The organism is Kitasatospora sp. NPDC058048, from assembly GCF_042885555.1.
Classification (GTDB): Bacteria; Actinomycetota; Actinomycetes; order Streptomycetales; family Streptomycetaceae; genus Kitasatospora; species Kitasatospora lactacystinica.
Genome location: NZ_JBHVRT010000053.1, coordinates 17,130 through 42,480, shown reverse-complemented (window position 1 = coordinate 42,480; position 25,351 = coordinate 17,130). Strand labels below are relative to the sequence as shown.

General features: G+C 75.7%; 15 protein-coding genes. 10 read left to right on the top strand and 5 right to left on the bottom strand.

Going from position 1 to position 25,351, the window contains the following annotated elements:
* Positions 1-102: 102 nt before the first annotated feature.
* Positions 103-3,549, bottom strand: a complete 3,447-nt coding sequence (locus ACFVVA_RS37305; protein ID WP_387695149.1) for an FtsX-like permease family protein — start codon at positions 3,547-3,549, stop codon at positions 103-105.
* 298 nt (positions 3,550-3,847) lie between these two features.
* Here ACFVVA_RS37305 and ACFVVA_RS37300 point away from each other — a divergent pair, with 298 nt between their 5' ends.
* Complete coding sequence (locus ACFVVA_RS37300; protein WP_387695148.1) at positions 3,848-4,876, top strand: helix-turn-helix domain-containing protein; 1,029 nt, start codon at positions 3,848-3,850, stop codon at positions 4,874-4,876.
* 264 nt (positions 4,877-5,140) lie between these two features.
* Here the strand turns inward: ACFVVA_RS37300 and ACFVVA_RS37295 are convergent, their stop codons facing one another.
* Positions 5,141-5,443 (bottom strand): hypothetical protein, encoded by a 303-nt coding sequence (locus tag ACFVVA_RS37295; RefSeq protein ID WP_387695147.1) that lies wholly within the window; start codon positions 5,441-5,443, stop codon positions 5,141-5,143.
* A gap of 649 nt (positions 5,444-6,092) precedes the next feature.
* Here ACFVVA_RS37295 and ACFVVA_RS37290 point away from each other — a divergent pair.
* Positions 6,093-6,350: a hypothetical protein gene (locus ACFVVA_RS37290; RefSeq protein WP_380357037.1), complete on the top strand. Its 258-nt coding sequence runs from the start codon at positions 6,093-6,095 to the stop codon at positions 6,348-6,350.
* A 391-nt stretch (positions 6,351-6,741) separates the two neighbouring features.
* Positions 6,742-7,527 carry an MHYT domain-containing protein gene (locus ACFVVA_RS37285; protein ID WP_387695146.1) on the top strand — a complete coding sequence of 262 codons (786 nt, stop codon included), beginning with the start codon at positions 6,742-6,744 and terminating at the stop codon, positions 7,525-7,527.
* Between the two features lie 245 nt (positions 7,528-7,772).
* On the opposite strand, the gene ACFVVA_RS37280 is transcribed toward ACFVVA_RS37285, so the two are convergent.
* Together ACFVVA_RS37280 and ACFVVA_RS37275 are read right to left on the bottom strand one after the other, a co-directional pair.
* Positions 7,773-9,809 (bottom strand): M4 family metallopeptidase, encoded by a 2,037-nt coding sequence (locus tag ACFVVA_RS37280; protein ID WP_387695145.1) that lies wholly within the window; start codon positions 9,807-9,809, stop codon positions 7,773-7,775.
* 288 nt (positions 9,810-10,097) lie between these two features.
* Entirely contained in the window at positions 10,098-11,894 is a 1,797-nt protein-coding gene (locus tag ACFVVA_RS37275) for a hypothetical protein (RefSeq protein ID WP_387695144.1), read from the bottom strand.
* A gap of 669 nt (positions 11,895-12,563) precedes the next feature.
* Here ACFVVA_RS37275 and ACFVVA_RS37270 point away from each other — a divergent pair.
* From ACFVVA_RS37270 to ACFVVA_RS37240, 7 genes are all read left to right on the top strand, one after another.
* Entirely contained in the window at positions 12,564-13,949 is a 1,386-nt protein-coding gene (locus ACFVVA_RS37270) for a PLP-dependent aminotransferase family protein (protein ID WP_387695143.1), read from the top strand.
* Positions 13,946-15,061 carry a 3,5-dihydroxyphenylacetyl-CoA synthase DpgA gene (gene dpgA, locus ACFVVA_RS37265; protein ID WP_387695142.1) on the top strand — a complete coding sequence of 372 codons (1,116 nt, stop codon included), beginning with the start codon at positions 13,946-13,948 and terminating at the stop codon, positions 15,059-15,061. The genes ACFVVA_RS37270 and dpgA overlap by 4 nt, the downstream gene beginning before the upstream one ends.
* Before the next feature lie 21 nt (positions 15,062-15,082).
* Positions 15,083-15,766 carry an enoyl-CoA-hydratase DpgB gene (gene dpgB, locus ACFVVA_RS37260; RefSeq protein ID WP_380550554.1) on the top strand — a complete coding sequence of 228 codons (684 nt, stop codon included), beginning with the start codon at positions 15,083-15,085 and terminating at the stop codon, positions 15,764-15,766.
* Positions 15,763-17,064 (top strand): (3,5-dihydroxyphenyl)acetyl-CoA 1,2-dioxygenase DpgC, encoded by a 1,302-nt coding sequence (gene dpgC, locus ACFVVA_RS37255; protein WP_387695141.1) that lies wholly within the window; start codon positions 15,763-15,765, stop codon positions 17,062-17,064. Before dpgB ends, dpgC begins: the two co-directional genes overlap by 4 nt.
* Positions 17,065-17,126: 62 nt before the next feature.
* Positions 17,127-17,354 carry an MbtH family protein gene (locus ACFVVA_RS37250; protein ID WP_387695140.1) on the top strand — a complete coding sequence of 76 codons (228 nt, stop codon included), beginning with the start codon at positions 17,127-17,129 and terminating at the stop codon, positions 17,352-17,354.
* The gene (locus ACFVVA_RS37245; protein ID WP_387695139.1) at positions 17,351-19,381 is read left to right on the top strand and encodes an ABC transporter ATP-binding protein; all 2,031 of its coding nucleotides are present in this window, start codon (positions 17,351-17,353) and stop codon (positions 19,379-19,381) included. The genes ACFVVA_RS37250 and ACFVVA_RS37245 overlap by 4 nt, the downstream gene beginning before the upstream one ends.
* Entirely contained in the window at positions 19,378-24,396 is a 5,019-nt protein-coding gene (locus tag ACFVVA_RS37240) for an amino acid adenylation domain-containing protein (RefSeq protein WP_387695138.1), read from the top strand. The genes ACFVVA_RS37245 and ACFVVA_RS37240 overlap by 4 nt, the downstream gene beginning before the upstream one ends.
* A gap of 48 nt (positions 24,397-24,444) precedes the next feature.
* On the opposite strand, the gene dpgD is transcribed toward ACFVVA_RS37240, so the two are convergent.
* Positions 24,445-25,311 (bottom strand): enoyl-CoA-hydratase DpgD, encoded by an 867-nt coding sequence (gene dpgD, locus ACFVVA_RS37235; protein WP_387695137.1) that lies wholly within the window; start codon positions 25,309-25,311, stop codon positions 24,445-24,447.
* Positions 25,312-25,351: the final 40 nt, after the last annotated feature.

Here is a 25,351-nt window from a genome sequence, read left to right as displayed (position 1 = left end):
GGGTGCCGGGCGCGGTGCCGGACGCGGTGCCGGGCCCGGGGGCGCGCCCGCTGCCGGGCGCGAGGCCGGACCCCGTCCCGGGCCGCCGTCCTGGCGTCGGGCTCATCCGTCCTCCCCCGCGCGCAGGGCCCGGACCAGGTCGACCCTGGCCAGCAGCCGGGTGAGGACCAGGACCGTGAGGGCCAGCAGCAGGCCGCTGGCGAGCGTGGTGAGCGCGGCGGCCGGCCGGCCCGGGGCGGTGGCCAGGGCCGGGAAGACCGGGCCGGAGCTGTCGTCCAGCACGGTGAGCGGCAGCAGCAGGGCCGTCAGCAGCAGGCCCAGCAGGCCGCCGAGCAGCACCGGGGGCACCGTCACCGCCACCTGTTCGGCGCGCAGCATCGCCGTCAGTTCGCCGGTCCGTGCGCCCAGTGCGCGCAGCACGGCGAACTCCCGTTGCCGGGAGCGGGCCGCGCCGACGGCGTGCAGGGTCAGGGCGGTCACCGCGAAGAGCGGGGCGGTGGCCATGACCAGCAGCCAGGCGCAGCGCAGTCCGGCCCGGAACGGGTCGTCGGCCAGGTCGTCGGCGAGCCGCTGTGCGCTCTGGGCGCGGCCGAACGCGCTGTGGCCGTCGACGGCGGCCCAGGTGGCGGCGGGGTCGTCGCTGGCCAGCCACCAGTGGGTGTCGACGGGCGGCGGCGCGCCGGTGAGCGCGTGGTTGGCGGCGAGCGCGGGCAGGTCCAGCAGCAGGTGGCCCTGGCCGCGGCCGTAGCCGGGCAGGGCGTCGACCTCCCCGGTGATGCGGACCTTCTGGTCGCTGTCGCGGTCGCGGTCCCAGGTGAGCCGGATGGTGTCGCCGACCTTGGCGTTCACCGCGTCGAGCAGGGTGCGGTCGGCGATCGCGGACAGGACGGGCGGGGCGCTCCCGTCCGGGGTGCCGGTCGGGGGGCCGGTCGGGGTGCCGGTCGGGGGGCGCACGGCGAAGTACGTGTCCAGGGCGGCCGGGTCCAGGGCGTTCGCGGGATTCTGGGAGCGCAGCACCGCGTGCAGGAGGCCGGGCCCGCGGCTGTGCCAGGTGCAGGCGGTGGCCCGGTCGTCCTGGGCGCCGCCGTCGAGCACCGAGGCGGGCCGGGCGTCCGGGGCCGGGTCGCCGGCGGGGCAGCCGAGTGCGGTGGGGCTGACGAAGGGCGCGCCGGAGCGGACCCAGGACCGGTCCGGTCCGAGGGCGAGGTCGGTTCGCCGGTCGCCGGTGACGGCGCTGATCCGCGGCAGGTCCAGGTCCAGGGTGGTGCGCCGGGCCAGCGGGCCGGGGAAGCGGACGCCGACGCGGGCGAGGGTCAGCGGGTAGCTGCGCCGGCCGCCGTCGGCCAGGTTCACGGTCAGCGGGTGGGGGCGGCCGTCGGCCGTCAGCGGGAGCGTCAGCTGCTCGGTCAGCCCGTCGGCGTCCTGGATCCACAGCAGCAGGCTCGGGCCCCGGTCCGGCGGTGCGGGGTCGGCGGTGGCCTGGACGGTCAGCTCCAGGGCGGTCGGCTCGCCGGGGATCGCGAGCCCCTGGGCGGGCGCGGCGGTCAGCGGGGCCAGCAGCGCCGGTGCCGGGCGGTCGGCCTGGTCGGGGCGCAGGGCCGGCAGGGCGCCGGAGGCCGCGGCGGCGGCGGTGTCGACGGCGACGGTCCGGATCACGGCGCTGCCCACGTAGGCCGACTGGTCGGCGACCGGGGTGAGGGCCGTGACGCCCGGCAGCGCGGCCAGCGCGCTGTGCCGCTGCGCCGCCGCGCCGGTCACCCCGGACAGCCGCAGGTCGGCGCCGACGGTGAAGGCGGCCCGATCGCGGTCGCCGGCCGGCAGTGCGGCCAGGACCCCGGCGGCCAGGCCGGCGCAGGCCACGGCCAGGAGCGTGACCAGGACCGGGACCGCCTGGCGGCCGGCGTCGCGGCTCAGCCGCCAGGCGCCCAGTGGCGCGACCAGTCCGCGGGAGCGGGCGGCCGCCCGTTCCAGCAGCCGTCCGGCCGGCGGCAGCACCCGCAGCGCCAGCACCGCGCCGGCCACCGCCATCGCCGCCGGGGCGAGCACCAGGACCGGGTCGACTCCGGTGTCGAAGCCCGCACCCTCATCGGGCACCACCACGCCCTGGTAGTGGCGCAGTTGGAGGAAGCCGAGGACCGCCACGGCGAGCAGCGCCAGGTCCGCTCCGGCCCGCTGCAGGCCCGGCCGAAGCGGGCGGCGCCGGCGCAGCGCCTGCCGGGCGTGCGGGTCCCAGGCCTGCCGGGCGAGCGGCAGCAGCAGGGCCGCGCCGTGCACCGCGAGCGCGAACCCGGCGGCCCACCAGGCGGTTCGGCCGTCGGCCGCGGTCAGGCCGTGCGCCCCGGCGCCGCGCAGGACGGCGGCGAGCAGCGGCTCGACCAGCAGCAGCCCGCAGGCCGCCGCCGGCACGGCGGCCACCGCCCACTCGCCGGCCGCCACCGCGAGCAGCCGCGCCAGGCCGGCTCCCCGGGAGCGCTGGAGCGCCTGCTCGACGGCGATCGCGTCGGCCAGCCGACGGGCCGTCAGAATCAGGACCACCGAGGCGAGTACGGCGAGCAGGGCGAGCGGAACGGCGATCTCGGCCCTGGCGGCCAGGGCCGGCACCGCCTGGCCGTCGACCGCGGCGGGCAGCGCGCTGCGCACCCTGGTGTCGGCCAGGGGCGGGGCTGCGCCGCGGTAGACCGAGCGGGCGGTGTCGGAGCCGGCGAGGACGGCCACCCGGTCGCGCAGCGCGGCGAGTTCGGGCAGGCTCGACCGGCCGGTGTCGGGCAGGGCCAGCCAGACGGCCTGGGTGCGGCTGCCGAACGTGGGCAGGGCCGTCAGCTGGGCGCCGTCGGCCAGCAGCAGGACGCGGTCCGCGCCGTCGGCGCCGGCCAGGCCGCTCCAGAAGGCGTCGGCGCCGGCCAGGCCGCTCCAGAAGGCGTCGGCGGCCGGGTCGGGGCGGTAGACGCCGGTCACGGTGAGCGTGAGCGGGCCGCCGGTGGCGGGGTCCGGGACGACCGCGGTGCTGCCGCTCGCCAGGCCGAGGCGGTCGGCGACGGTCTCGGGGAGGGCGACGCGCAGGGCGTTCCCGGGGGCGTCGGCAGGGGCGGCGGAGGACGCCGGGGCGGGGGCGGGGGCGGGGGCGGCGTCCGGCCAACTGCCGCTGCTCAGCCGGGCGTAGCGGCCCGGGTCGGGCAGTGCCACCGGGAGCCCGGGCAGCCCGGTCTCGGTGGCCTGCCGGCGCGCGGCGAGCGGCAGCGGCAGGTCCACGGCGATACCGGCCCGCAGCGCGGTCTCGGAGCGGAAGGGGACGCCGGCCATCGCCCGGACCAGTGCCGTGTGCACCGCCCGGTCGGCCGCGGGCAGGCCCTGCGCCGTCCAGCGCGCGGACACCTCCACCGAGCGGCCGGCGTCGGCGGCGAGGCGCTGGCGCACCCCGGCCGCGGCGGCCGACTGCGCCAGCCCGGCCACCGCGGACAGCACCGCCGTCGCCACCAGGATGCTCACGGCCACGGCCGCCAGCACCGCGCCGTGCCGCCCGATCCGGCGCCCGACCCCCGCCAGCACCATCCGCCACTCCCCTCGGCGCCCTTCGCTCGGCTCCGGGGCGCACGTCACGGGACCACTTGCGGCCCAGAGCTGAGGTTCTATCACAACGAACCAGCAGTGGTCTGTACCAATCAGATCACGGTCCTTCCCGTACAACCCGAACCGCCCCCGCCGTGTCGAACTGCCGCGAGGAGGAGGAACGACGGGGCAGGGCGGCGGCCACGCCGCCGGACTCCGAGGAGTCCGTCAAGGGCGGGGCCACGGGGAGGACCTGCCGGCCCGGCCCGGGGAAATCGCTTGAGAAGGGGCGGAGTTGTCCGTGGGGGTGGAAGTGTCCGTGGGGGTGAAGGGCGTGGCCGGAGGCGACGGTCCGTCGGCGGAGGAGCGTTTCGAGCACTGGCGGGACCTGGTCGGACGGACGCGGGTCTGCGACGCGACCAGCGCCCATGTCGACAGCTTCACGGCGCAGGTGCGTCGGGTCGAGCTGGGGCCGGTGGCGCTGCTGGGGACGTCGTTCCCGTCGGCGAGGTTCCGGCGGACCGAGCGCATGGTGCGCCAGTCGGACGAGGAGCTGTACCACCTGACGCTGCTGACGGCCGGCGGCCAGGCCCTGAGCCGCGCCGGCGACCAGCGGGAGACGATCGGGGTCGGGGACCTGACGATCGTCGACAGCTCGCACCCGTACGACGTGCGGTGCTTCGGCGCCGGCGACCCCGGCCAGGAGCGGTTCGGGGCCGCCGGCGTGGGCGTCGACCTGCCCGCCTCGCTGCTGCCGGTGCCCCCGGACCGGCTGCGCGACCTGCTCGGGCGCAGGCTGTCCCGGCGAGAGGGGACGGGGGCGCTGCTGGCGGAGTTCCTCCTCGGCCTGGACCGCCGGGCCGCCGCCCTGCAGCCGGCCGAGACGTGCCGCCTCGGGACGGTCGTGGTCGACCTGGTGGGGGCCTGGATCGCCGGGGAGCTCGACGCCGTGAACGCGCTGCCGCCGGACGCCCGGCAGCGGACCGTGGTGGAGAGCGTCCGGGCCTTCGTCCGGCACCACCTCCACGACCCCGGCCTGACCCCGCCGGTGGTCGCCGCCGCCCACCACATCTCCGTCAGCCACCTGCACCGGCTGTTCACCCGGCACTCCCAGGGCGAGACCCTCGCCGCGTTCATCCGCGGCCAGCGGCTGCGGAAGGCCCACCGCGACCTCGCCGACCCTGCCCTGCGCGCCCTGTCGATCCAGGGCGTCGCCGCACGCTGCGGCATCCCCGGCGCCTCCGAGTTCAGCCGCGCGTTCAAGGCGGCGTACGGCCTCTCGCCCCGCGAGCACCGGCAGCGGGCGTTGTCGGGGGCGGCGCGGGAGTAGCCGCGGGGCGCGGGACGGATCCCGGCCCGCGGCGGCGACCGCTGCCGGGCGGCACGGCCCGGTCGCCGAACTCTCCCCGGACTCCGCCGAGTTCGGGGAGAGTTCGGGCGACCGGGGATCATGGGCCGCGCACGTCGGCGGCTCTCGACGCGGACTGCCGGGATCCCCGCACGACGGGAATCCCGGCAGTCCTCCAGGGCTCCCTGGTGGCTGGGGGCGGCTTCTCGGCCTGCGGGCCACTCAGGGGCGAACGGTCCGGCCCGGTCAGGCCAGGGAAACCGACCCGCGGTAGAGCGAGGAACCCACGCTGGTGCAGTACGCGTAGCTCCAGGATCCGCCACCGACCCGGCGCAGGTCTCCGTACACGGTCTGGCCGCTGTTGCACAGGGCGACGGCCCGGAAGTAGGTGGCGCCCTCGGAGCAGTACGCACCGAACGTGTTGCTGTCGCTCCAGGTGGAACAGGAAGTGTTCGTCGTGGTCGCCGACGCCGGCGTGGCGGCAGCGATTCCGAGCGTGAGCGAGGCCGCGGCGACGGCCGTTGCCGCGAATTTGCGTATCTTGAGCATCGAATTCCCCTCCCGGACAGGGCAGTCCGCTTTCGGGTGAAGGCGGCTGCGTCGTGCACGAGGCTAGAACGGAACCATCCCCGGGCGGCGGTTCCTCGCGGGCCGGCGGACGCGGTGCCAAGAGCCTGCGACGCTGTGCACAGTCACGGACGGAATCCCCCCGGCGGCCTGGTCGGGGGCGCGCGGGCCGCCACCGTGCACCGGCTCGGCGCGCCCGGCAGCACCCTCGCCTACGAGCTCAAGGACGTGGCCGCCGAGCCGCCGGCCGTGCGCACGTCCCCCGTGTACGTCGCGGCCCGGCAGCGGCTCGGCATCGATCCGCGCGCGCTCTTCGACGCCGATCCCCGCCCCGACTCCGCCGCCCGACTCGCCCGCCGGGGCTGGACGGTGACCGTGCGCAGCCCGTACGACTTCACCGCCGTGCACGGCCGCGGCCCGCTGCCGGAGCCGAACGACGCGCCGGCGGCCAACCGCTGGGTCTTCGCCGCCCGCCCGGGGCCGTCGGAAGGCGGGGAGGCCCCGGGCGCCGGTCCGCGCCGGCGGACGCCGGTTCCGGGGCCCCGGCAGGGGCGGGCCTTCGAACGCCGCCGCGGGCCCGTGCGGGCCCGCCGGCGCGGACCGCCCGGGCCCGCACGGGAGAATGGGCCGGGTGACCAGCACTCAGCCGCTCCCCCGGGGCCTCACCGCCCTGATCCCCGTCGCCCCCGCACCGGCCACGCCCGGTGAGCGGGCGGCCTCCCAGCTCCTCCATCTGCGCAGTGTGGAGGTGCCCCTGCCGCTCCTGGTGGCCGCCGCGGAGCTGATCGCCCCGCAGCTGGAGAGCGAGGACCCGGTCACCCGGGAGGCCGCCGAGGCCGTTCAGGCCCGTCTGCGGGCCGTCATCGCGCAGGCCGCGCTCGGGCGGTAGCGGGCGGCCCGTCCCCGGTGTGCCGCGGGCCGGCTTTTCCGCGCGGGTGAATTCCGCGGCGTTTTCCGTGCCCCCGCCGTTCGGCGGGGGCACCCCCGCCGTCGGACGGAATTGTTCAAGGTGTTTCACAAAAGGGAAATTGACGTCCCCGTCGCGAGAACGACCTGCCCCGGCGCAATGTCGATCATGAACCGCCGCCCTCGGCGGATTCCCCTGAAAACCCCTCAGCAATTCCGTCGGCCGCCGATTTCGCGGAATCAAATTGATCGCTATACGATCCATCGGGAATCGGATCCTGATCCCCCGCCGGAACGGCAACCCCACAGTCGCCGCCCCGCCCCGGACAGGAGAGCGCTCCGCCCCCCTCCGCAAGAACGCACCCCAGGTGGCCATGCATCCCCACACCGCCCACATCGACGGGTTCCACTACGGCTGGATCAACCCGCTCCTGTCCTACCTCATCGCCTGCACCGGCGCGGCGCTCGGACTGCGCTGCACCGTACGGGCCCTGACCCTGCCGCCGGCCCGCCGCCTGGGGTGGCTGCTGCTGTCCGCGGTCGAACTCGGCTGCGGCATCTGGACCATGCACTTCATGGCGATGATGGGCTTCGCCGTCACCGGCTCGACCGTCGTCTACCGCGTCCCCGAGACCCTCGGCAGCCTGCTGCTGGCCGTCGTGGTCGTCGGCGCCGGCGTCCTGTACGTCGGCTACCGCCGCAGGACGACAACATCCCTGCTGATCGGCGGCACCGTCACCGGCTGCGGTGTCGCGGCCATGCACTACCTCGGCATGTCCGCCATGCAGGTCGAGGGCGAGGTCTCCTACGACCCCGTGCTGGTGGCCGTCTCCATCGCCATCGCCGTGGCCGCCGCCACCGCGGCGCTGTGGATGACCCTCAACATCACCGGCTTCGCGGCCTCGCTGGCCGCCTCCCTCGTCGCCGGGGTCGCGGTCACCGCCATGCACTACACCGGGATGGCCGCCGTCTCCGTCCGACTGGACGAGCGGTTCCGGGCCGACGGCCTGCCCGCCTCCCAGTTCGTCGTGCCGCTCGCCGTCGCCATCATGGCCGTCATCGCGATCGGCGGGTTCGTCCTCACCCTGTCCCCGCCGGAACCGGTCGACACCCCGGCCCGGGAGCCGCTGCGCGTCAAGCTCTTCGACCGCAGCACCTGACCACCGCAGCACCTGACCGACCGCAGCAACCGACCGACCGCCGCGCCGTGGGCACGGCGCGCCGACGCGCCCCGGGGGCGGCCCACTGTCCAGGCCGCCCCCGGGGCTTCGGTGCGCACCGCGGCATCCCGGGGCCCTCTCCCCGGGACCCCTCCGGCATCCGTCGGCGCGCACGGCCGCGCCGCGGTCCGTCCCCCTCGACGGGCCGCGGCGCAGCGGCTTCACGGGGTGTCAGCGCGAGCCGGTCACACCTGCTGCCAGAGCGCGGGGACGTTCGGCGGCTCCCAGCCGACCAGGGCGGTGTGGCCCTGGAGGCAGCGGTAGCTGACACCGTTGTAGGTCACGATGTCGCCGGCCTGGTAGGTGGTGCCGGCGGTCCAGGTGCCGCCGGGGTTGGGCGAGTCCTTGCCCACCGTCAGGCTGTACTGGGCGGTGTGGGTGGTGGTGCCGGCGGTGCCGGTGACGGTGATCTGGTAGGTCCCGTTCGCCGCGCCGGAGGAGGCGGTCAGGGTCAGGGTGGCGGAGGAGCCGGCCTGGACCGAGGAGGGGTTGAAGCTCGCGGTGACGCCGGCGGGGAGGCCGGAGGCGGTCAGGGCGACGGTCTGGGCGGTGCCGGAGGTCACCGCGGTGCTCACCGTGGCCGTGGTGGAGGCGCCGGGCTGGACGGAGCCGGAGGCCGGGCCGAGGGAGAGCGAGAAGTCGTTGCTGCCGTTGTTGGAGCAGGTGGGGTCGCCGGTCTGGGCGGGGACGCTGACGGCGTCCCAGGCGGCCTTGGCCCGGTTGAAGAAGGTGCAGGTCGGGTCGATGCTCTTGGCGGCGGTCAGGGTGGCGGTGCGGTAGCGCTTGTAGGTCATGCCGCTGGTCTTGAGGAGCATGCCGCCGTAGAAGACCCGGCCGGCGTCCTTGATGCCGATGCCGGTGACGGAGGAGTTGTTGCAGGTGGGGCTGGTGGGCTTGCCGCCGCCGGGGTTGGAGCCCTCGGCGAGCAGGTAGAACCAGTGGTTCAGCGGGCCGGCCGCGGCGTGCTCCTCGGTGTTCGGGATGGACGCCGAGTAGCAGTTGGGGTTGTTGCTCACCAGGGAGGGGTTGTACATGTTGCGGATCGGGCCGTTGCCGACCAGGTTGATCATCTCGCCGACGGTGTAGTCCGGGGTGTCGTACGGCGAGGGCTCGTTGGCGTAGGCCTCGGTGAGGGCGCCCATGATGTCGCCGGTGGCCTCGCCCAGGCCGGACTCGTTGTTGGCGCCGCCGGGGGTGTACTGGTCGATGCCGTGGCCGAACTCGTGGCCGACGACGTCGATGGAGGCGATCCACTTGTTGGCCTGGCTGTGGCCGATGGATATCGTGCTGCCGTCCCAGTAGGCGTTGACGTCACTGAGGCCGACCTTGACCGGCCAGCTGCCGCCGTTGCCGTTGTGGCCGTTGCGCCCGAGCCAGTCGCGGAGCATGTCCCATTCCTTCTGGGCCGCGAACATCGCGTCGCCGCAGCCGGTCTCCTTGCTGGAGGCGCTGCCGTTGCCCCAGGAGTCGCTCGACTTGGAGAAGACCTGGCCGGTGCCGTAGTCGGCGCAGGAGAGGCCGGGGCGGTTCGGGTCGCGCAGCGAGTAGGAGCCGCCCGAGGCGGTGGTGGCGATCGTCGGGGAGGGGCCGTTCCACTCGCTGTTCAGGGTGCCCGCGTGGACGTCGTCGTAGCTGTCGACGATTTCGCCGGTGGTGGCGTCGACGAAGACGTGCAGGCGGCTGGGGGCGGCTCCCTTGTGACCGGCCAGGACGGTCTCCCAGGCCAGGCGGCTGGTGCCGTCCTTGACCCGCACGACCAGGCGGCGGGACTCCACGGAGTCCACCGAGGCCGCCTTGGTGCGGGCGGTCCGCTCCGCCTGTTCGGCGCCGATCCGTGCGGTGGTGGAGGTGCCGACGGGGCCGGTGGCGGCGGACTGCAGGGCGCGGACCGTGCCCCGGGAGTCGGCGAGGACGACGGCGTCGCCGCCGACCACGGGCAGCCCGCGGTAGCTGCGCTCGTAGGCGACGGAGTAGAGGCCGTCCACCCAGGGGGTGACGGCCTTGCGCTCGTAGGTCTCGTCGCTGCCCTTGGCCAGTGCGTCCAGGCCGGCCGTCACGGCGGCGTCGGCGGCGCGCACCGCCGCGGCCTGCCCGTTGGGCGGGGCCGGGGTGGTGTCGGGTGCGGCGGTGGCCGGCCCCGCGGTGGCGGCGATCATGCCGGCCAGCACGGTCAGGGTGGTCGCCGCGGTCAGCAACCTTCCTGCGGAAATCCTGCGTTGCATCGGGGCTCCTCGCGTGTGGGGGTCCTCGACCGCGGACGGCAGGCTGGGGAGGCGTCGCGGGGCCGCCTCTGGAGGGGACGGCCGTGCGGGCCGTCCGCGCTCGGGTGCCCGAACCCTCACACGGCGTCATGGCCGGGTCAATGGCTGGTGCGCGTGAGGCGCCGGGTTGGCAAATTCCGTCAAGCCCGCAGGGGCGGGTCTGCGTCGAGCTGGGCTTTTCCCGAGGTGGTTGAGACCACGTCAGGGGTGACGGAGAGCGATCGGACGGGCGGTGGCGGGGCCCGGCCGTCAGGGCCGGGCGGGTGCCGGGTCCTGGACGCGCCCCTGCAGGGCCTTGGACAGTTCGGCGACGCAGGAGGCGAGTTGTCCGGTCGTCAGCTGCCCCGGGTCGCCGCCGCAGCCGGCCGCCGGTGCGGCCGGTGTCGGGGCCGCTGTCGGGGCCGGGGCCGGGCGTCCGCCGGGTGCGGTGATGTCGCCGCTCAGCGAGACCAGGTTGGGGGTCACCGTGGCGTCGCCCGACAGGTCGATGTAGTCCTGGGTCTGCCCGTTGAAGTCCACGAAGCCGCGCCACATGTCCCGGCCGAAGGGGACGATCTCCTGCAGCGCGCCGCCCTGCCCGGCGCTGATGGTGATCGAGGTCTGCTGCGCCATGTACGACACCATCCGGCTGGCCAGCACGTCCAGGTTCACCGACGGGCTGTCGTCGCCGCGCACGTACACGTGCAGGTCGTTGAGGCCGCCGCCGACCCGGTCGGCCTGCAGGACGGCGAAGGCCACCACCAGTTGCGAGGAGCTCTCCCGCGGCACCAGCGGCGTCACGTAGTACAGGTGGCCGTCCGCCCTGGAGCGCAGCAGGAACTCGCCCGGGTTGACGGCGTTGGTCGACGCCGAGGTGTGCGCGTAGCCGAAGCCGCGGTCGTCCTTCGCGCCGCGGCCGCCGAGCCACTGGATCTCGTGGATCTGCGAGCGGACCACCGAGGCCGGGTAGACGGCCCCCGGCAATTCGCCCGGGGCCACGTCCGCCCGGTACGTCATGCTCGGGCGGCCGTCGGGCGAGCCGCGCAGCACCAGCACCCCGGCGGGTTCCAGGACGGTGCGCTGGCGCCAGCCGGTCTGCCGGGCCACCGAGATCACCACCACCGGCTGGGCGGTGCGGGGGTCGGTGCCGTCGCAGTAGCCCCAGATGTCCTGGTCGCTGTGGACGAGGTCCGGGAAGCGCTCGGCGAGCAGGTTGCGCAGGCTGACGGCCCCGGTGCCGGCGAAGGCCCGGCCGAAGGCGTGCTCGCCGCGGAAGGCGCAGGTGGTGACGGAGTTGGAGCGGCCGTCCCAGACGGCGACGCCCTCCATCGGCTGCTCGCCGGAGCCGTCCAGGACGGCCGTCCAGACGCCGCCGCCCGGTGAGGCGTCGGGCAGGTAGTGCAGGCTGTGGCCCATCAGGTGGACCCCGGAGGTCAGGCCGGCACTGTCGGTGAGCGCCTTGGTGGCCGCCGCGTAGGAGGCGGTGCGGGCCTCGAAGTCGAAGTCCGGCATCAGCGCGGTCTTCACGCAGGCCGGCACGTCGGCGGTGCCGACCAGGTCGCAGCGGGTGCCGTCGCCCGCGCGGGTGTGCTCGGTCACCGGCAGGACCGAGCGCGGTGTGCCGGCCCCGCCGGCGGGGACGTCGAGCACGGTGGCCGCCGCGTAGAAGCGGCCCGCGTCCTTGTCGTCGTCCCACAGTCCGGTGCCCGTACGCACCAGCGAGCCGGCCACCGCCAGCAGCACCGCCGCCAGTGCCAGGCGCACCCGCCACCCGCCGTAGCCGGCCCCGGACTCCTGCGCGACGTACGCGACCACGCCCACCGTGCCGCACAGCCCGATCGCGACCCAGAGCCAGAACAGCGGCGCCGCGTCCAGCACGCCGCCGTGCGGGAGGAACTCCCGCTCGATCAGCAGCACGTAGCTCTGGTCCTGCTGCCCGAACCCGCCGAACACGGTGTGCTTGACCAGCCGTACCAGCAGTGCGACCAGCGGCATCCACAGCCACCAGACGGCCAGCGCCGTCAGCCCGCGCCGCACCACGCCCCGCCGGGCATCACTCTTCGTCACACGCCACCCCTGTCCCCGCCCCGGCCGGCCGCTGCCCCGCGCGCCGGTCCGCGACCTGACGGCGGGCGTCCGATGGTACGCGCCGCACCGCCCCGGCCGCCGGGATATCGCCCGGCCAACCCTGCGCCCGCCCAAGGGGTTTGCCGTCCGGCGGCCTCTCCCGGGCCGCGCTCCCGCAGCCGCCGCCGGGCCCGCCGGTAGCGGACCGTGACGGGAGGGAAACCCTCAGCACTTGACAGTCTCTTGCCCCGAGGCGCGTACTGGAACAAGGACAAACAGCAGACAGGGCCCTGTGCTCCAGGATTCCGTTCGATCTCCGCGGCCGGTGCGAAGCGGCGACAGGGCGTCGGGATGCTCCGCACCCCCGCGTCGTGCTCGGCCCGGTGCCTTCGACGGGCCCTTTCGTGTGCCGGTACCGCGCCCGCACCACCGGACGGTGCACGGGCGGTGACGCCGCCGGGGGCCGGAGCCCGTGGGCCGGGTCCGAGGGGCCGCCATGAGGTTGAAGTCGAAAACGGCCGATGTTCGAACGCGGGAGGACGCCACCGGCGCACCGCCGGTGGGACGCCGCCGCATCGCCGCTCTGCCGCGCGTCCTTCACGCGAGCCCCGGCATCCGCCCTTCCGACGGACTGCCGTCCTGCGGCTCGTCGACGGAAAGGCGGGCACCATGGTGCTCGATTCGACAACTCTGCACTCGAGCATCGAGGACCCGGTTCTCGACCGGATGACCTTCCTGAACGAGATCACGTCCAGCTATCCGGACGCGGTGTCCTTCGCGCCGGGGCGGCCCTATGACGGCTTCTTCGAGGTCGAGGAGATCCACGCCCACCTGCGCCGGTACGCGAAGTACCTGGAGAGCCGGGGCGCGGGGCCGGCCGAAGTGCGCGACGGCTTCTACCAGTACGGGCCGGCCGCGGGGCGGATCCGCGAGCTGATCGCGTACTGGCTGCGGCAGGACGAGGGGCTGGAGGTCGCGCCCGAGGCGATCGTGGTGACGGTCGGTGCGCAGGAGGCGATGTTCCTGGTGCTGCGCGCGCTGTTCGCGACGCCCGAGGACGTCCTGCTGCTGGTGACCCCCTGTTATGTCGGGATCATCGGGGCCGCGCGGCTGCTGGACATCCCGGTGGTCGCGGTGCCGGAGCGTGACGGGCGGCTGGTGGTGGCCGACGTGGACGGGGCGGTGCGGGCGCAGCGTGCGGCGGGCCGGCGGCCACGGGCGGTGTACGTGGTGCCGGACCACGCCAATCCGAGCGGGTCCACGCTGGACCTGGCGACGCGGACCGCGCTGCTGGAGCTGGCCGAGCGCCACGGGCTGCTCGTCCTGGAGGACAGTCCCTACCGGCTGAGCGGCCCGGTTCCGCGGCAGCCGATGCTCAAGGCGCTCGACCGGTCGAGGAGCGTCGTCCAGCTCGGCAGCTTCTCCAAGACGCTGTTCCCCGGCGCGCGGATCGGCTATGTCGTGGCCGACCAGGAGGTGCGGGGCGGGCGCGGCGGGGTGCGGCTGCTCGCGCGGGACCTGGCGAGGGTGAAGAGCATGGTCACGGTGAACACGTCCTCGCTCAGCCAGGCGGCCGCGGCGGGTGCGCTGCTGGGTGCGGACGGCCGGCTCTCCGTGCTGAACGCCCGGGCCGCCGAGCACTACCGCCGCAGCATGGCTTCGACGCTGGCGCAGTTGGAGCGGCGGCTGCCCGCAGGGCGGCGCCGGGAGCTGGGGGTGGGGTGGAACCGTCCCGAGGGCGGGTTCTTCCTCACGCTGCGCACCGGTTTCCGGACCGGCGCCGCGGCCCTGGAGCGTTCGGCCCGGGACTTCGGTGTGATCTGGACGCCGATGGAGTTCTTCCACCCGTACGGCGGGGGCGAGCAGGACATCCGGCTCTCGATCAGTTGTCTGACGCCCGGGCAGGTGACCGAGGGCGTCGAGCGGCTCGCGCGGTTCGTGGAGGCGCTCAGCGGCGAGCGGCGCCCGGACGGCACGCGCGGAGCCGGAGCCCGCAGAGCCGGGAGGCACGGCGGCGACGCGCCCGGCACCGGAACGGAGAGTGACGCATCATGACCGCGGCCCTGGAGCGAGCGACGGTCGTCACGGCCCCGCGCATCCTGAGCGTGGGCACTGCCGTGCCGCCCGAGCACTATTCCCAGGAGGAGCTGCTCGACCTGTTCGGGATCACCGACCGCAAGGTGCGCTCGGTCTTCCTGCTGGGCTCCATCCGGCAGCGTTCGCTGGTGCTGCCCCCGGCGGCGCCCGACGGCACGCGGGTGCGCGAGAGCCAGGGCGACCTCCTGGACAAGCACAGGACGTGGGCCGTGAGCATGGGGTCGGACGCGATGTCGGTGTGCCTCAAGCGGATCGGGGCCGACCTGTCCGAGGTGGGCTACCTGTGCTGCGTGACGTCGACCGGCTTCCTCACCCCGGGTCTGAGCGCGCTGCTGATCCGCGAGCTCGGCATGGACTGGCACACGGCGCGGGCCGACATCGTCGGCATGGGCTGCAACGCGGGGCTCAACGCGCTGGCCGTGGTGGGCAACTGGGCCGCGGCCAATCCGGGCCGGCTGGCCGTGATGGTCTGCTCGGAGGCCTGCTCGGCCGCGTACACGATGGACTCCACGATGCGCACGGCCGTGGTCAACAGCCTCTTCGGCGACGGCGCGGCGGCGGTGGCGGTGATGGCCGACCCGCGGGGCGGCGAGGGGGCCGAGGAGGAGGGGTCCGGCCCGCGCCCGGAGGGCCCGCGGATCCTGCGGACGGCGAGCGTCACGATCGTCGACGCCATCGACGCGATGCGCTACGACTGGGACCGCGACCAGGACCGCTTCAGCTTCTTCCTGGATCCGCAGATCCCCTACCTGGTGGGCGCGCACGTGGAGGGCGTCGTCGACCGGCTGCTGGCCGGCACGTCGCTGCGCCGCGACGACGTGGCGCACTGGCTGGTGCACTCGGGCGGCAAGAAGGTCATCGACGCGGTCGCCGTCAACCTCGGGCTGACCCGCCACGACCTGCGCCACACCATCACCGTGCTGCGCGACTTCGGCAACGTCTCCAGCGGCTCGTTCCTCTTCTCCTACGACCGGCTCCTGCAGGAGGGCGTGGTCCGCGACGGCGACTACGGCGTGCTCATGACCATGGGGCCGGGTTCGACGATCGAATCCGCGCTCATCCAGTGGTGAACCGACGCGAGGGAGACCGCGATGCCCGTCAACGCCCTGCCCGAAGGCCCCGTGCTGCACGTGGACGGCGGCCGGGAGATCTCGGCCGAACTGACCGAGGCCGTCGGCGCGCTGTGCGACGAGGCGGAGTCCGCCGGAGCCGACTTCGCGACCCTGTACCTCTCCGGCGCCCCGACGGGCGAGGCGGTGGCGAAGCCCGCCGACGTGGCCACCGTGACGAAGTGGGAGCGGGCCGTACGGCGCTTCGAACGGCTGCGGCTGCCCACGCTGGCGGCGGCGAGCGGGGAGTGCGGCGGCGCGGCGCTGGACCTGCTGCTCGCCACCGACGTGCGGGTGGCGGCACCCGACCTGCGGCTGCAGGTGGCCTTCCACGGGCAGGCCGTGTGGCCCGGCATGGCCGGCTTCCGGCTGGTCCAGCAGCTCGGGCCGGCCCCGGCGCGCCGCACGGTGCTCTTCGGGATGCCGATCACCGCCCGTGAGGCCCTGGAGCACTGCCTGGTGGACCGGGTGAGCACCGACCCCGGGCGCACCCTGGCGGCCGCGGCCCGGCTGCTGCGCCGGCTGTCCGGCCCCGAACTCGCGATCCGCCGCCAACTGGCCTTCGACGCCCAGTGGATGAGCTTCGAGGACGCGCTCGGCCCGCACCTGGCCGCCTGCGACCGCTCGCTGCGGCGCGCCCGGGCGGCGGACGGGGTGACGGCGTGAGCACCCCGAACGGGCGGGCACCCGCCGCCGTACGGGAGCGCCCCGCGGACGGCTTCGACCGGGCGGCCCGGCAGCTGCCGCCGTTCCCCGGGCCCGGGCCGCGCACCGGCGGCCCGCCCGCCGGCACCGAGCGGGCGCTGGAGGACGGCCGCGCCCGGCGCACCGCCTTCCTGGACCTGCACGCCGAGGCGCTGTACGACCGGCTCACCGAGGGCCGCACGCTGCGCCCGCGGCTGGAGGCCCTGGTGGAGGGCGCCGCACTCGCCGTTCCCCACCTGGTGCCCACGCCCGCGCAGCTGCGGGCGGAACGGGCCCTGCCGGTCGCACGGCGCCTGGGCTACGAGATCGACCTGGGCGTCCTCCTGCGCGGGCTGCTGCGCTGCCCGGCCGCCGGCCACCACCTGATGGACTCCATGCTGCGGCCCACCGGGCGCGCGCTGGCCCTGCTCGGGGAGTTCCGGGCCACCGGGGTGGTGCGGATGGAGAGCACCCGGCTGGAGCGGCGCGCGGGGGTGGCCCGGATCACCATGTGCGCCGGGGACCGCCTCAACGCCGAGGACGAGCAGCAGGTCGACGACATGGAGACCGCGGTCGACCTCGCGCTGCTGGACGGGCAGTGCGAGATCGGGCTCATCCGGGGCGGCGAGATGACGCACCCGCGCTACGCGGGCCGCCGGGTGTTCAGCGCCGGGATCAACCTCAAGCGCCTGCACGCGGGCGAGATCACGCTAGTCGGCTTCCTGCTGCGCCGCGAGCTCGGCTATCTCAGGAAGCTGCTGCTCGGGCTGCGCACGGACGAGGCGTCCTGGCGCTACCCGCTCACCGACATGCCGTGGGTGGCCGCGGTGGACGGCTTCGCGATCGGCGGCGGCATGCAGCTGCTGCTCGCGGTGGACCACGTCCTGGCGGCCTCCGACGCCTATCTGAGCCTGCCGGCCGCACAGGAGGGGATCGTCCCGGGCGCGGCGGACTTCCGCCTGCCCGCGGTGACCGGACCGCGGCTGGCCCGGCAGATCATCCTCGGCGGGCGGCGGGTGCGCGCGAGCGATCCGGAGGCCCGCACGCTCGTCGACCGGGTCGTCGACCCGGCGGAGCTCGACGGGGCCGTCGAGCACGCCGTGCGGCTGCTGCGCGACCCGGCCGTCACCGCCAACCGCCGCATGGTGAACCTCGCCCTGGAGCCGGCGGACGGCTTCCGCGCGTACATGGCGGAGTTCGCCGTCCAGCAGGCGCTGCGCGTCCACGCGGCGGACGTGCTCGGCAAGGCGGGCCGCTTCACGGCCCGGCCGCCCGGCTGAGGCCCCCGGGCCCCTCCCCCGCCGCCCCGGCGGGCGGCCCCCGAACGATTGAGGAGACCGAGATGACCAGCCCCTTCGACGACCCCGACGCCTCCTACCTCGTCCTGGTCAACCCCCTGGGCCAGTACTCGCTGTGGCCGGCGTTCGCGCGGACACCCGCCGGGTGGCGGATCGCCCACGGCCCGGGCGCGCGCGACGAGTGCCTGGAGTACATCGACCGGGTCTGGAGCGACCAGCGGCCGCCGGGCCCGGTCACGGCCACGAACGGCAAGGAGGTCGCCGCGCCATGATGGCCGGCCCGGGCCCGCTGATCACGGTACGGGCCACCGGTGGCGACGGGCCCGACCCGGCCCGGGGCCGGGTCAGGCCCGGCACCGCCCGGCGGATCCGGCCCTACCTGCGGCCCTACCGCCGGCAGATCGCCGCGCTGCTGAGCCTGACCGTGGTCGACGCCGTCATCACCGTCTCCACGCCGCTGCTGTTCAAGGTGCTCATCGACCACGGCATCGTGCCCCACGACCGGGGCGTGGTGGCGGCCGCCGCCGCCGCGGTGGCGGGCCTGGCGCTGCTGCAGGCGCTGGTGGGCTTCTTCGTCAGCCGCAGTTCGGCGCGCATCGGCGAGGGGCTCGTCTACGACCTGCGCACCGAGGTCTTCCGGCACGTGCAGCGCCAGCCGCTGGCGTTCTTCACCCGCACCCAGACCGGTTCGCTGGTGAGCCGGCTCAACACCGACGTGATGGAGGCCCAGCAGGCGGTGACCGTGCTGCTGTCCAACGTGCTCTCCAGCCTGGTGGTGCTGGGCCTGGTGCTCGTCACGATCTTCCTCCTGTCCTGGTTCGTGGGCCTGGTCGTCCTCGTCACGGTGCCCCTGTTCGTGCTGCCCGGCCGCGTCGTGGGGCGCCGGCTGCAGCGCAACCTGCGCACGTCGATGCAACTGGACGCCGAACTCGGCTCGTTCATGCAGGAGCGCTTCAACGTGGCCGGCGCGCTGCTGGTCAAGCTCTACGGCCGGCCGAAGGGCGAGGCCCGGCGGTTCGCCGGCACCGCGGCGCGGGTGCGGGACGTCGGCGTGGTCACCTCCGTCTACTCGCGGATGCTGCTGGTGACGGTGACGCTGCTGGCCTCGCTCGCCACCGCGGTGGTCTACGGCGTCGGCGGCGAACTGGTGATCGACGGGGCCATCCAGATCGGCTCGCTGGTGGCCCTGGCCACCCTGCTGGCACGGCTCTTCGGCCCGATCAACCAGCTCTCCAACCTGCAGTCGAACTACCTCACCGCCCTCGTCTCCTTCGACCGGCTCTTCGAGGTGCTGGATCTCGAACCGCTGATCGTGGAACGGCCCGACCCGGTCGTGCTGCCCGCCGCGGCCCGGTCCCCGGCCCCGGAGGTCGAGTTCGAGGACGTCTCCTTCCGCTACCCCTCCGCGAAGGACGTCTCCCTCCCCTCGCTGGAGACGCTGTCGCTGCCGGCCCCGGAACGCTCCGGCGACGCCGCGGCGCTGCGCGGGGTGAGCTTCCGCGCCCCGGCGGGCCGGCTGACCGCGCTCGTCGGGCCCTCCGGCGCCGGCAAGACCACGATCAGCCAGCTGGTCGCGCGGCTCTACGAACCCACCGCGGGCACCGTGCGGATCGGCGGCCACGACGTGCGCGACCTGTCCCTGGCCTCGCTGCACGACACCGTCGGCATGGTGACCCAGGACGCGCACATGTTCCACGACACCATCCGCGCCAACCTGCTCTACGCCGAACCGGACGCCACCGAGACGCAGCTCGTCGAGGCCTGCCGGGCCGCGCAGGTCTGGGACCTGGTCTCCGCGCTGCCCGACGGGCTCGACACCGTCGTGGGCGACCGCGGCTACCGCTTCTCCGGCGGCGAGAAGCAGCGCCTGTCGATCGCCCGGCTGCTGCTCAAGAAACCGACCGTGGTCGTGCTCGACGAGGCCACCGCCCACCTGGACTCCGAGTCCGAGGCGGCCCTGCAGAAGGCGCTGTGGACCGCCCTGGCCGGCCGCACCGCCCTGGTGATCGCCCACCGCCTGTCCACCGTCCGCGAGGCCGACCAGATCCTCGTGGTCCAGGACGGGCGCGTGGTCGAACGCGGCCGGCACACCGACCTCGTCGACGCCGACGGCCTGTACGCGGAGCTCTACCGCACCCAGTTCGCCGAACCGCCCGCGCCGCGCCCGGAGGCCGAGCAGCACTCGGCGAACGGCTACGGCGACCTGCCCCCGCTGCCGCGCGGCGGAGGGCCCCTGCGCCGGCTGCCGCCGCCCCAGACGGCGCCCGAGCCCGGCCGACCCGAACGGAGAGCACGATGAGCCAGTTGACGGTCGAGGACGTGTGGCCGCTTTCCCCGCTGCAGGAGGGACTGCTGTTCCACGCCTCGTACGACCAGGACGCGCCCCGGGATGTGTACGTGGGGCAGCGGATCCTCAACCTCGACGGGGACCTGCGCCCCGAGGTGCTGGAGGCGTCCTGGCAGGCGGTGCTGGACCGGCACGCGAGCCTGCGCGCCGCCTTCCGCTCGCGCGCGTCCGGCGACACCGTCCAGGTGATCGCCAGGGGCGTGCGGATCCCCTGGACGTACGCCGACCTCGGCGGGCTGGGCGCGGAGGAGGCCGAGCGGGAGGCCGCGCGCCTGGCCGCGGTCGACGCGCGGCGCTTCGACCTCGGCGTGCCGCCGCTGCTGCGGGTGCTGCTGCTGCGCGCCGGCCCCGGCCGCCACCGGATGGTGGTGACGATGCACCACATCCTGATGGACGGCTGGTCGCTGCCGATCCTGTTCGGCGAGCTGTGGGAGGTCTACGGCAACGGCGGCGACGCCTCGGTGCTCCCCAAGGTGCCGCAGTACCGCGACTACCTCGCCTGGCTGGTGCGCCGGGACACCGACGCCTCGCGCGCGGCCTGGCGCGCGATGCTGGCCGGGACGGAGGAGCCCACCCTGGTGGGCCCGGCCGACCGCGGCGGCCCGCCGGTGATGCTGCGGCACGTGGTCGAGCGGCTCGGCGACGACCTCGCCGAGCGGCTGCGGGAGACGGCGCGCTCCGCCGGGGTCACCTTCAACCGGGTCTTCCAGGTCGCCTGGGCGCTGCTGGTGGGCAAGCTGTCCGGCCGGCTGGACACCGTCTTCGGCGCGACCGTCTCCGGCCGGCCCGCCGAGGTGCCGCAGTCGGACCGCATGGTCGGGCTGTTCATCAACACCGTGCCGGTGCGGGTGCCGCTGGACCCGGCCCTGCCCTTCCGCCGGGCCATGGCGGCGCTGCAGGACCAGCAGACCGCCCTGCTCGACCACCAGCAGCTGAGCCTGCCGGAGATCCAGCGCGCCGGCGGTCCCGGCGCGGTCTTCGACACCCTGATGGTCTTCCAGAACTACCCGCGCGGGCCGATGGCGGCGCCCTCGGCCGGACCGGCGGCGCCCGCCGGGCCGGGCCGGGCGCCGCGGCCCGCCGAGGGCTCGCCCCCGGGCGAGGGCCTGGGCGGCACGGCGCTGCGCAGCGGGGAGCAGGCCGGCGGCCCGCTGGGGCCGCCGCCCGGCGACGGGCGGGAGCCTCCGGGGCCGCCTCCGGGCGACGGGCGGGAGCCTCCGGGCGGTCCGTCCGGGATCGGCCTGCGGGGCCCGGCCGGCATCCGGGTCTCGGCCGGCGGCGGCGAGGAGGCCGCCCACTACCCGCTGACCATCGTGGTCACGCCGACCGACGACATCGAGGTCCGGCTGGACTACCGGCCCGACCTGTTCGACGAGCGCACCGCCCGGGGCCTGGTCGACCGGATGCTCCTGGTGCTGCGCCAGGTCGCGGACGACCCGGACGTGCCCCTGGGCCGGCTCGACGTGCTGACCGGCGAGGAGCGGCACGAACTGGACGGCTCCGGGTACCGGACCCGCCGCGAGCTGCCCGGCGCGACGCTCGCCGAGCTCTTCGAGCAGCAGGCGCGCCGCACCCCCGGGGCCGTGGCCGTGGTCGCCGGGGACACCGAGCTGACGTACGCCGGGCTGGACCGGCGGGCGAACCGGCTGGCGCGCCGGCTGGCCGCGCTCGGCGTGCGCCCGGAGACGGTGGTGGGCGTGGTCGCCGAGCGTTCGCCCGAGCTGATCGCCGCGCTGCTGGCGGTGGTGAAGGCCGGTGCGGCGTACCTGCCGATGGACGGCCGGCACCCGGCCGCCCGGCTCGCCGCGACGGCGGCGCAGGCGGGTGCGGCCGTCGTCCTGGTCGACGGGCCGAACGCGCGCCGGGGCCTGGCCGACGCCGCGCTGTTCGAGGGCGCCGAGGTGCTCCTCCTGGAGCCGGCCCCCGCGGACCCGGACTCCCCCGGCCCGCCCGGCTCCCCCGGCCCGCCCGCCGCGAACGGGGACGGCGCGGCCTTCCCCGCCGTGCCGGTGCGGCCGGAGAACCTCATGTACGTCGTCTACACCTCGGGTTCCACCGGCCTGCCCAAGGGCGTCGCGGTGACGTACGGCAGCGTCCTGGCGTTCTGCCTGGACGGGTGCTGGTCGGCCGAGACCCTCGAACGGGTGCTGGTGCAGGCCAACCACGCCTTCGACGCCTCCACCTACGAGATCTGGACGACGCTGCTGCACGGCGGCCGGCTGGTGCTGGTGCCGCCCGGGGACATCGACACGGTCGAGCGCGGCCGGCTGATCGCGGACCAGAAGGTGACCAGCGTGCACGCCACGGCCGGGCACTTCCGGGTGCTCGCGGAGCAGGCCCCGCACATCTTCGCCGGGGTGCGCGAGGTGTCCACCGGCGGCGACGTGGTCTCCGCGCACGCCGTACGGACGCTGCTGCGCTCCCACCCGGGCCTGGTGGTGCGCACCACCTACGGCCCGACCGAGTCCACCGCCTTCGCCACCCAGCTGCCCTTCACCGACCCGGACGCGGTGCCCGACGCGGTGCCGCTGGGCCTGCCGATGGACAACACCAGGGCGTTCGTCCTGGACGCGTTCCTGCGGCCCGTGCCGGTCGGCATGACGGGCGAGCTCTACCTCGCCGGGGCCGGGCTGGCGCGCGGCTACCTGGGGCGCGCCTCGCTCACCGCGGAGCGCTTCGTCGCCTGCCCCTTCCCCGCCGAGGGCGAGCCCGAGGGCGCGCGGATGTACCGCACCGGCGACCTGGCGCAGTGGACCCGGGACGGGCAGCTGCTCTTCCTCGGCCGCGCCGACAAGCAGCTCAAGATCCGCGGGTTCCGCGTCGAGCCGGCCGAGATCGAGGCCGTGCTCGCCGCCCACCCGGGCGTCGCGCAGGCGCTGGTGGTCGCGGTCGAGGACGCGGACGGCCGCAAGCGGCTGGCCGGGTACGCGGTGCCGGCCGGCGGCCGGGAGGCACCGCCCGAGCCGCGGGCGCTGGTGGAGTACCTCGCCGGGAAGCTGCCCGACTACCTGGTCCCGGCCTCGGTGACCGTGCTGGAGGCTTTGCCGGTGACGGCGAACGGCAAGGTCGACCGGGCGGCCCTGCCGCGGCCCGTCTTCGCCGGTCCGGCGCAGGGGCGCGCCGCGGCCACCGACGCGGAGGAGCTGCTGTGCCGGCTCTTCGCCGAGGTGCTGAACCTGGAGCGGGTGGGCGCGGAGGACTCGTTCTTCGGCCTCGGCGGCGACTCGATCACCTCGATGCTGCTGGCGGGGCGGGCCCGCAAGGCCGGGCTGGCGATCACGCCGCGCCAGGTCTTCGAGCTGCGCACGCCCGCGGAGCTCGCGCGGGTGGCCGAGCCGGTCGACGCCGAGCGGGCGGCGCGCCCCGAGGACGTCCCCTGGGGCCCGGTGCCGCTGACCCCGGTGATGCACGAGATCGCGGCCCGCACGGGTTCGCCCGCGCGCGCGGGCAGCCAGTCGATGGTGCTGACCGCCCCGCCCGGTCTGACGCCCCCGCTGCTGGCCGCCGTGCTGCGGGCCGTCCTCGACCGGCACGACGTGCTGCGGGCGCGGCTGGAGGAGGCGGATGGTCGGCTGGTGGTCCCGGAGCCCGGCGCGGCCCCGGCCGTCGCCGCGGCGGACCTGGTGACCCGGGTGGAGGCGGCGGGCCTGGACGGGGCGCGGCTGGACGCGCTGCTCGACGAGCAGGCGGCGGCCGCCGAGGCCGCGCTCGCGCCGCGGGACGGCGTGATGCTGCGGGCCGTGCTCGTCGAGCGCGGCGCCGCGCAGGACGCCCTGGTGCTGCTGACGGCCCACCACCTGGTGATCGACGGGGTCTCCTGGCGGGTGCTGATGCCCGATCTGGCGCTCGCCCACACGGCCCTGGCCGCCGGGGGCGCGGACGCGGCGCGGGCGGCCGTCGCCCCCGAGCCGACCTCGTTCCGCCGCTGGGCGGGCGCCCTGGCGGAGCGGGCCAGGGCGCAGCGGACGGTGGACGAGCTGCCGGCCTGGCGGCGGATGCTCGACCGGGTCGAGCCGCCGATCGCCGGGCGTGCGCCGGACCCGCGGACCGACACCGTGGGGGGCGGGGTGTCCCGCGCCGAGCTGACCGTTCCGGCGCCGATGGCGGGAGCGCTGCTGGCGGCCCTGCCCGCGGCCTACCACGCGGGGGTCGACGACGTGCTGCTGTCCGGGCTGGCGGCGGCGCTCGACGAGTGGCTGCGGGCGCGCGGCGGGCGGGCCCCGGAGGGCTTCCTGATCGACCGGGAGGCGCACGGCCGGGTGCCGCTGGCCGAGGACATGGACCTGACGCGCACGGTCGGCTGGTTCACCGCCGTCCATCCGGTGCGGCTGGAGCCCGGGCCGGTCGACACGGCCGAGGTCCGGGCGGGCGGGGCGGACGCGGCGCGGCTGATCAAGCGGGTCAAGGAGCAGCTGCGGCAGGTGCCGGGCGACGGTCTGGGGTACGGGCTGCTGCGGTACGTGAACCCGGCCACGCGGGCGGTGCTGGAGCCGCTGGCGCGGCCGCAGATCGGGTTCAACTACCTGGGCCGGTTCGGCGGGGCCGGCGGGGAGGCGGACGTCCCCGGTGCCGACGGGGTGCCGGCCGGGGTGTCCGCGCGGGCGTGGACGCCGGCGGGTGAGCGCCCGGTGCCCGACGGCGGCGTGGACCCGTCGACGCCGCTGCGGCACGTGCTGGAGATCAACGGTTCGGCGCGGGACCTGCCCGGGGGGCCCGAGCTGGGCTTCGTCCTGGAGTCGCCGGGCGGGCTGCTCACCGGGGCGGAGCTGGGCGATCTCGCCGGGCGCTGGCGGGCGGTGCTGGAGGGCCTGGTGCGGCACGCCGCCGAGGGGTCCGGGGGCCACACCCCGTCGGACTTCTCGCTGATCTCGCTGGGGCAGGAGGACATCGACGAGTTCGAGTCGGCCTTCGGCGGTGAGGGCGAAGGCGAAGGCCGGGACGAGGGCCGGGGCGGGGGCGGGGGCTGAGCGGGTCGCGCCGGCGCGGGCGTCGGAGCGGCCCCGGAGGGGGCCGGTTCAGCGCCCGCGCCACACGGGTGCGCGTTTCTCGGCGAAGGCGCGCGGCCCCTCCCGGGCGTCCTCGCTGGCCCGGCGGACCTGCTCCCAGTGGTAGCGGGTGGTGAAGGCCTGCTCCAGCGGCAGGTCGACCGAGCGCAGCACGGCCTCCTTCAGGGCGCGTTGGGACAGGGGGGCGCAGCGCAGCAGGTCGGCCGTCCACCGCTCGACGCAGGCGTCCAGCCGGTCGTCCGGGACGACCTCGTTGACCAGTCCGAGGGCCAGCGCCTCGTGGGCCGACATCCGGCGCCCGGTCAGCAGGTAGCCCATCGCGGCCTTGAGCGGGATCTGCCGGGCCAGCCGGAAGGCCCCGCCCGCGCCGGGGATCAGGCCGAGGGCGGCTTCGGGCAGGGCGAAGACGGCGCTCTGTGCGGCGATCACCAGGTCGCAGGCGAGGACAAGTTCGAAGCCGCCGCCGAGGGCGTGGCCGCGGACCCGGGCCAGGACGGGTTTGGACAGCGTGAAGCGGTCGGTCAGGCGGGGCGAGCCCGGCTGGCCCCGGGAGCCGAAGCTCGTCGGCGGGTGTCCCTCGCGGTCGAGCCGGGCCCGTTCCTTGAGGTCCTGTCCGACGGAGAAGGCGCGCTCGCCCGCGCCGGTCAGCACGACCAGCCGCACCTCGTCGTCGCGTTCGACCTCGTCCCAGACCGCGCCGAGTTCGGCGTGCATCCGCTGGTCCATCGCGTTGAGCACGTGGGGGCGGTTCAGGGTGACGCGTGCGACGTGGCCGGCCCGCTCGTAGAGCACGGGCCGGTCCGTCGCGGGCTGCGGTGCCGCGGGCTGTGGTGCTGCGGGCTGTGGTGCTGCGGGTGGCGGCGTCGCGGGGTCCACGCGGGCAGGCTACCGGTGGGCCAGGGCCGCCGGGCGCAGG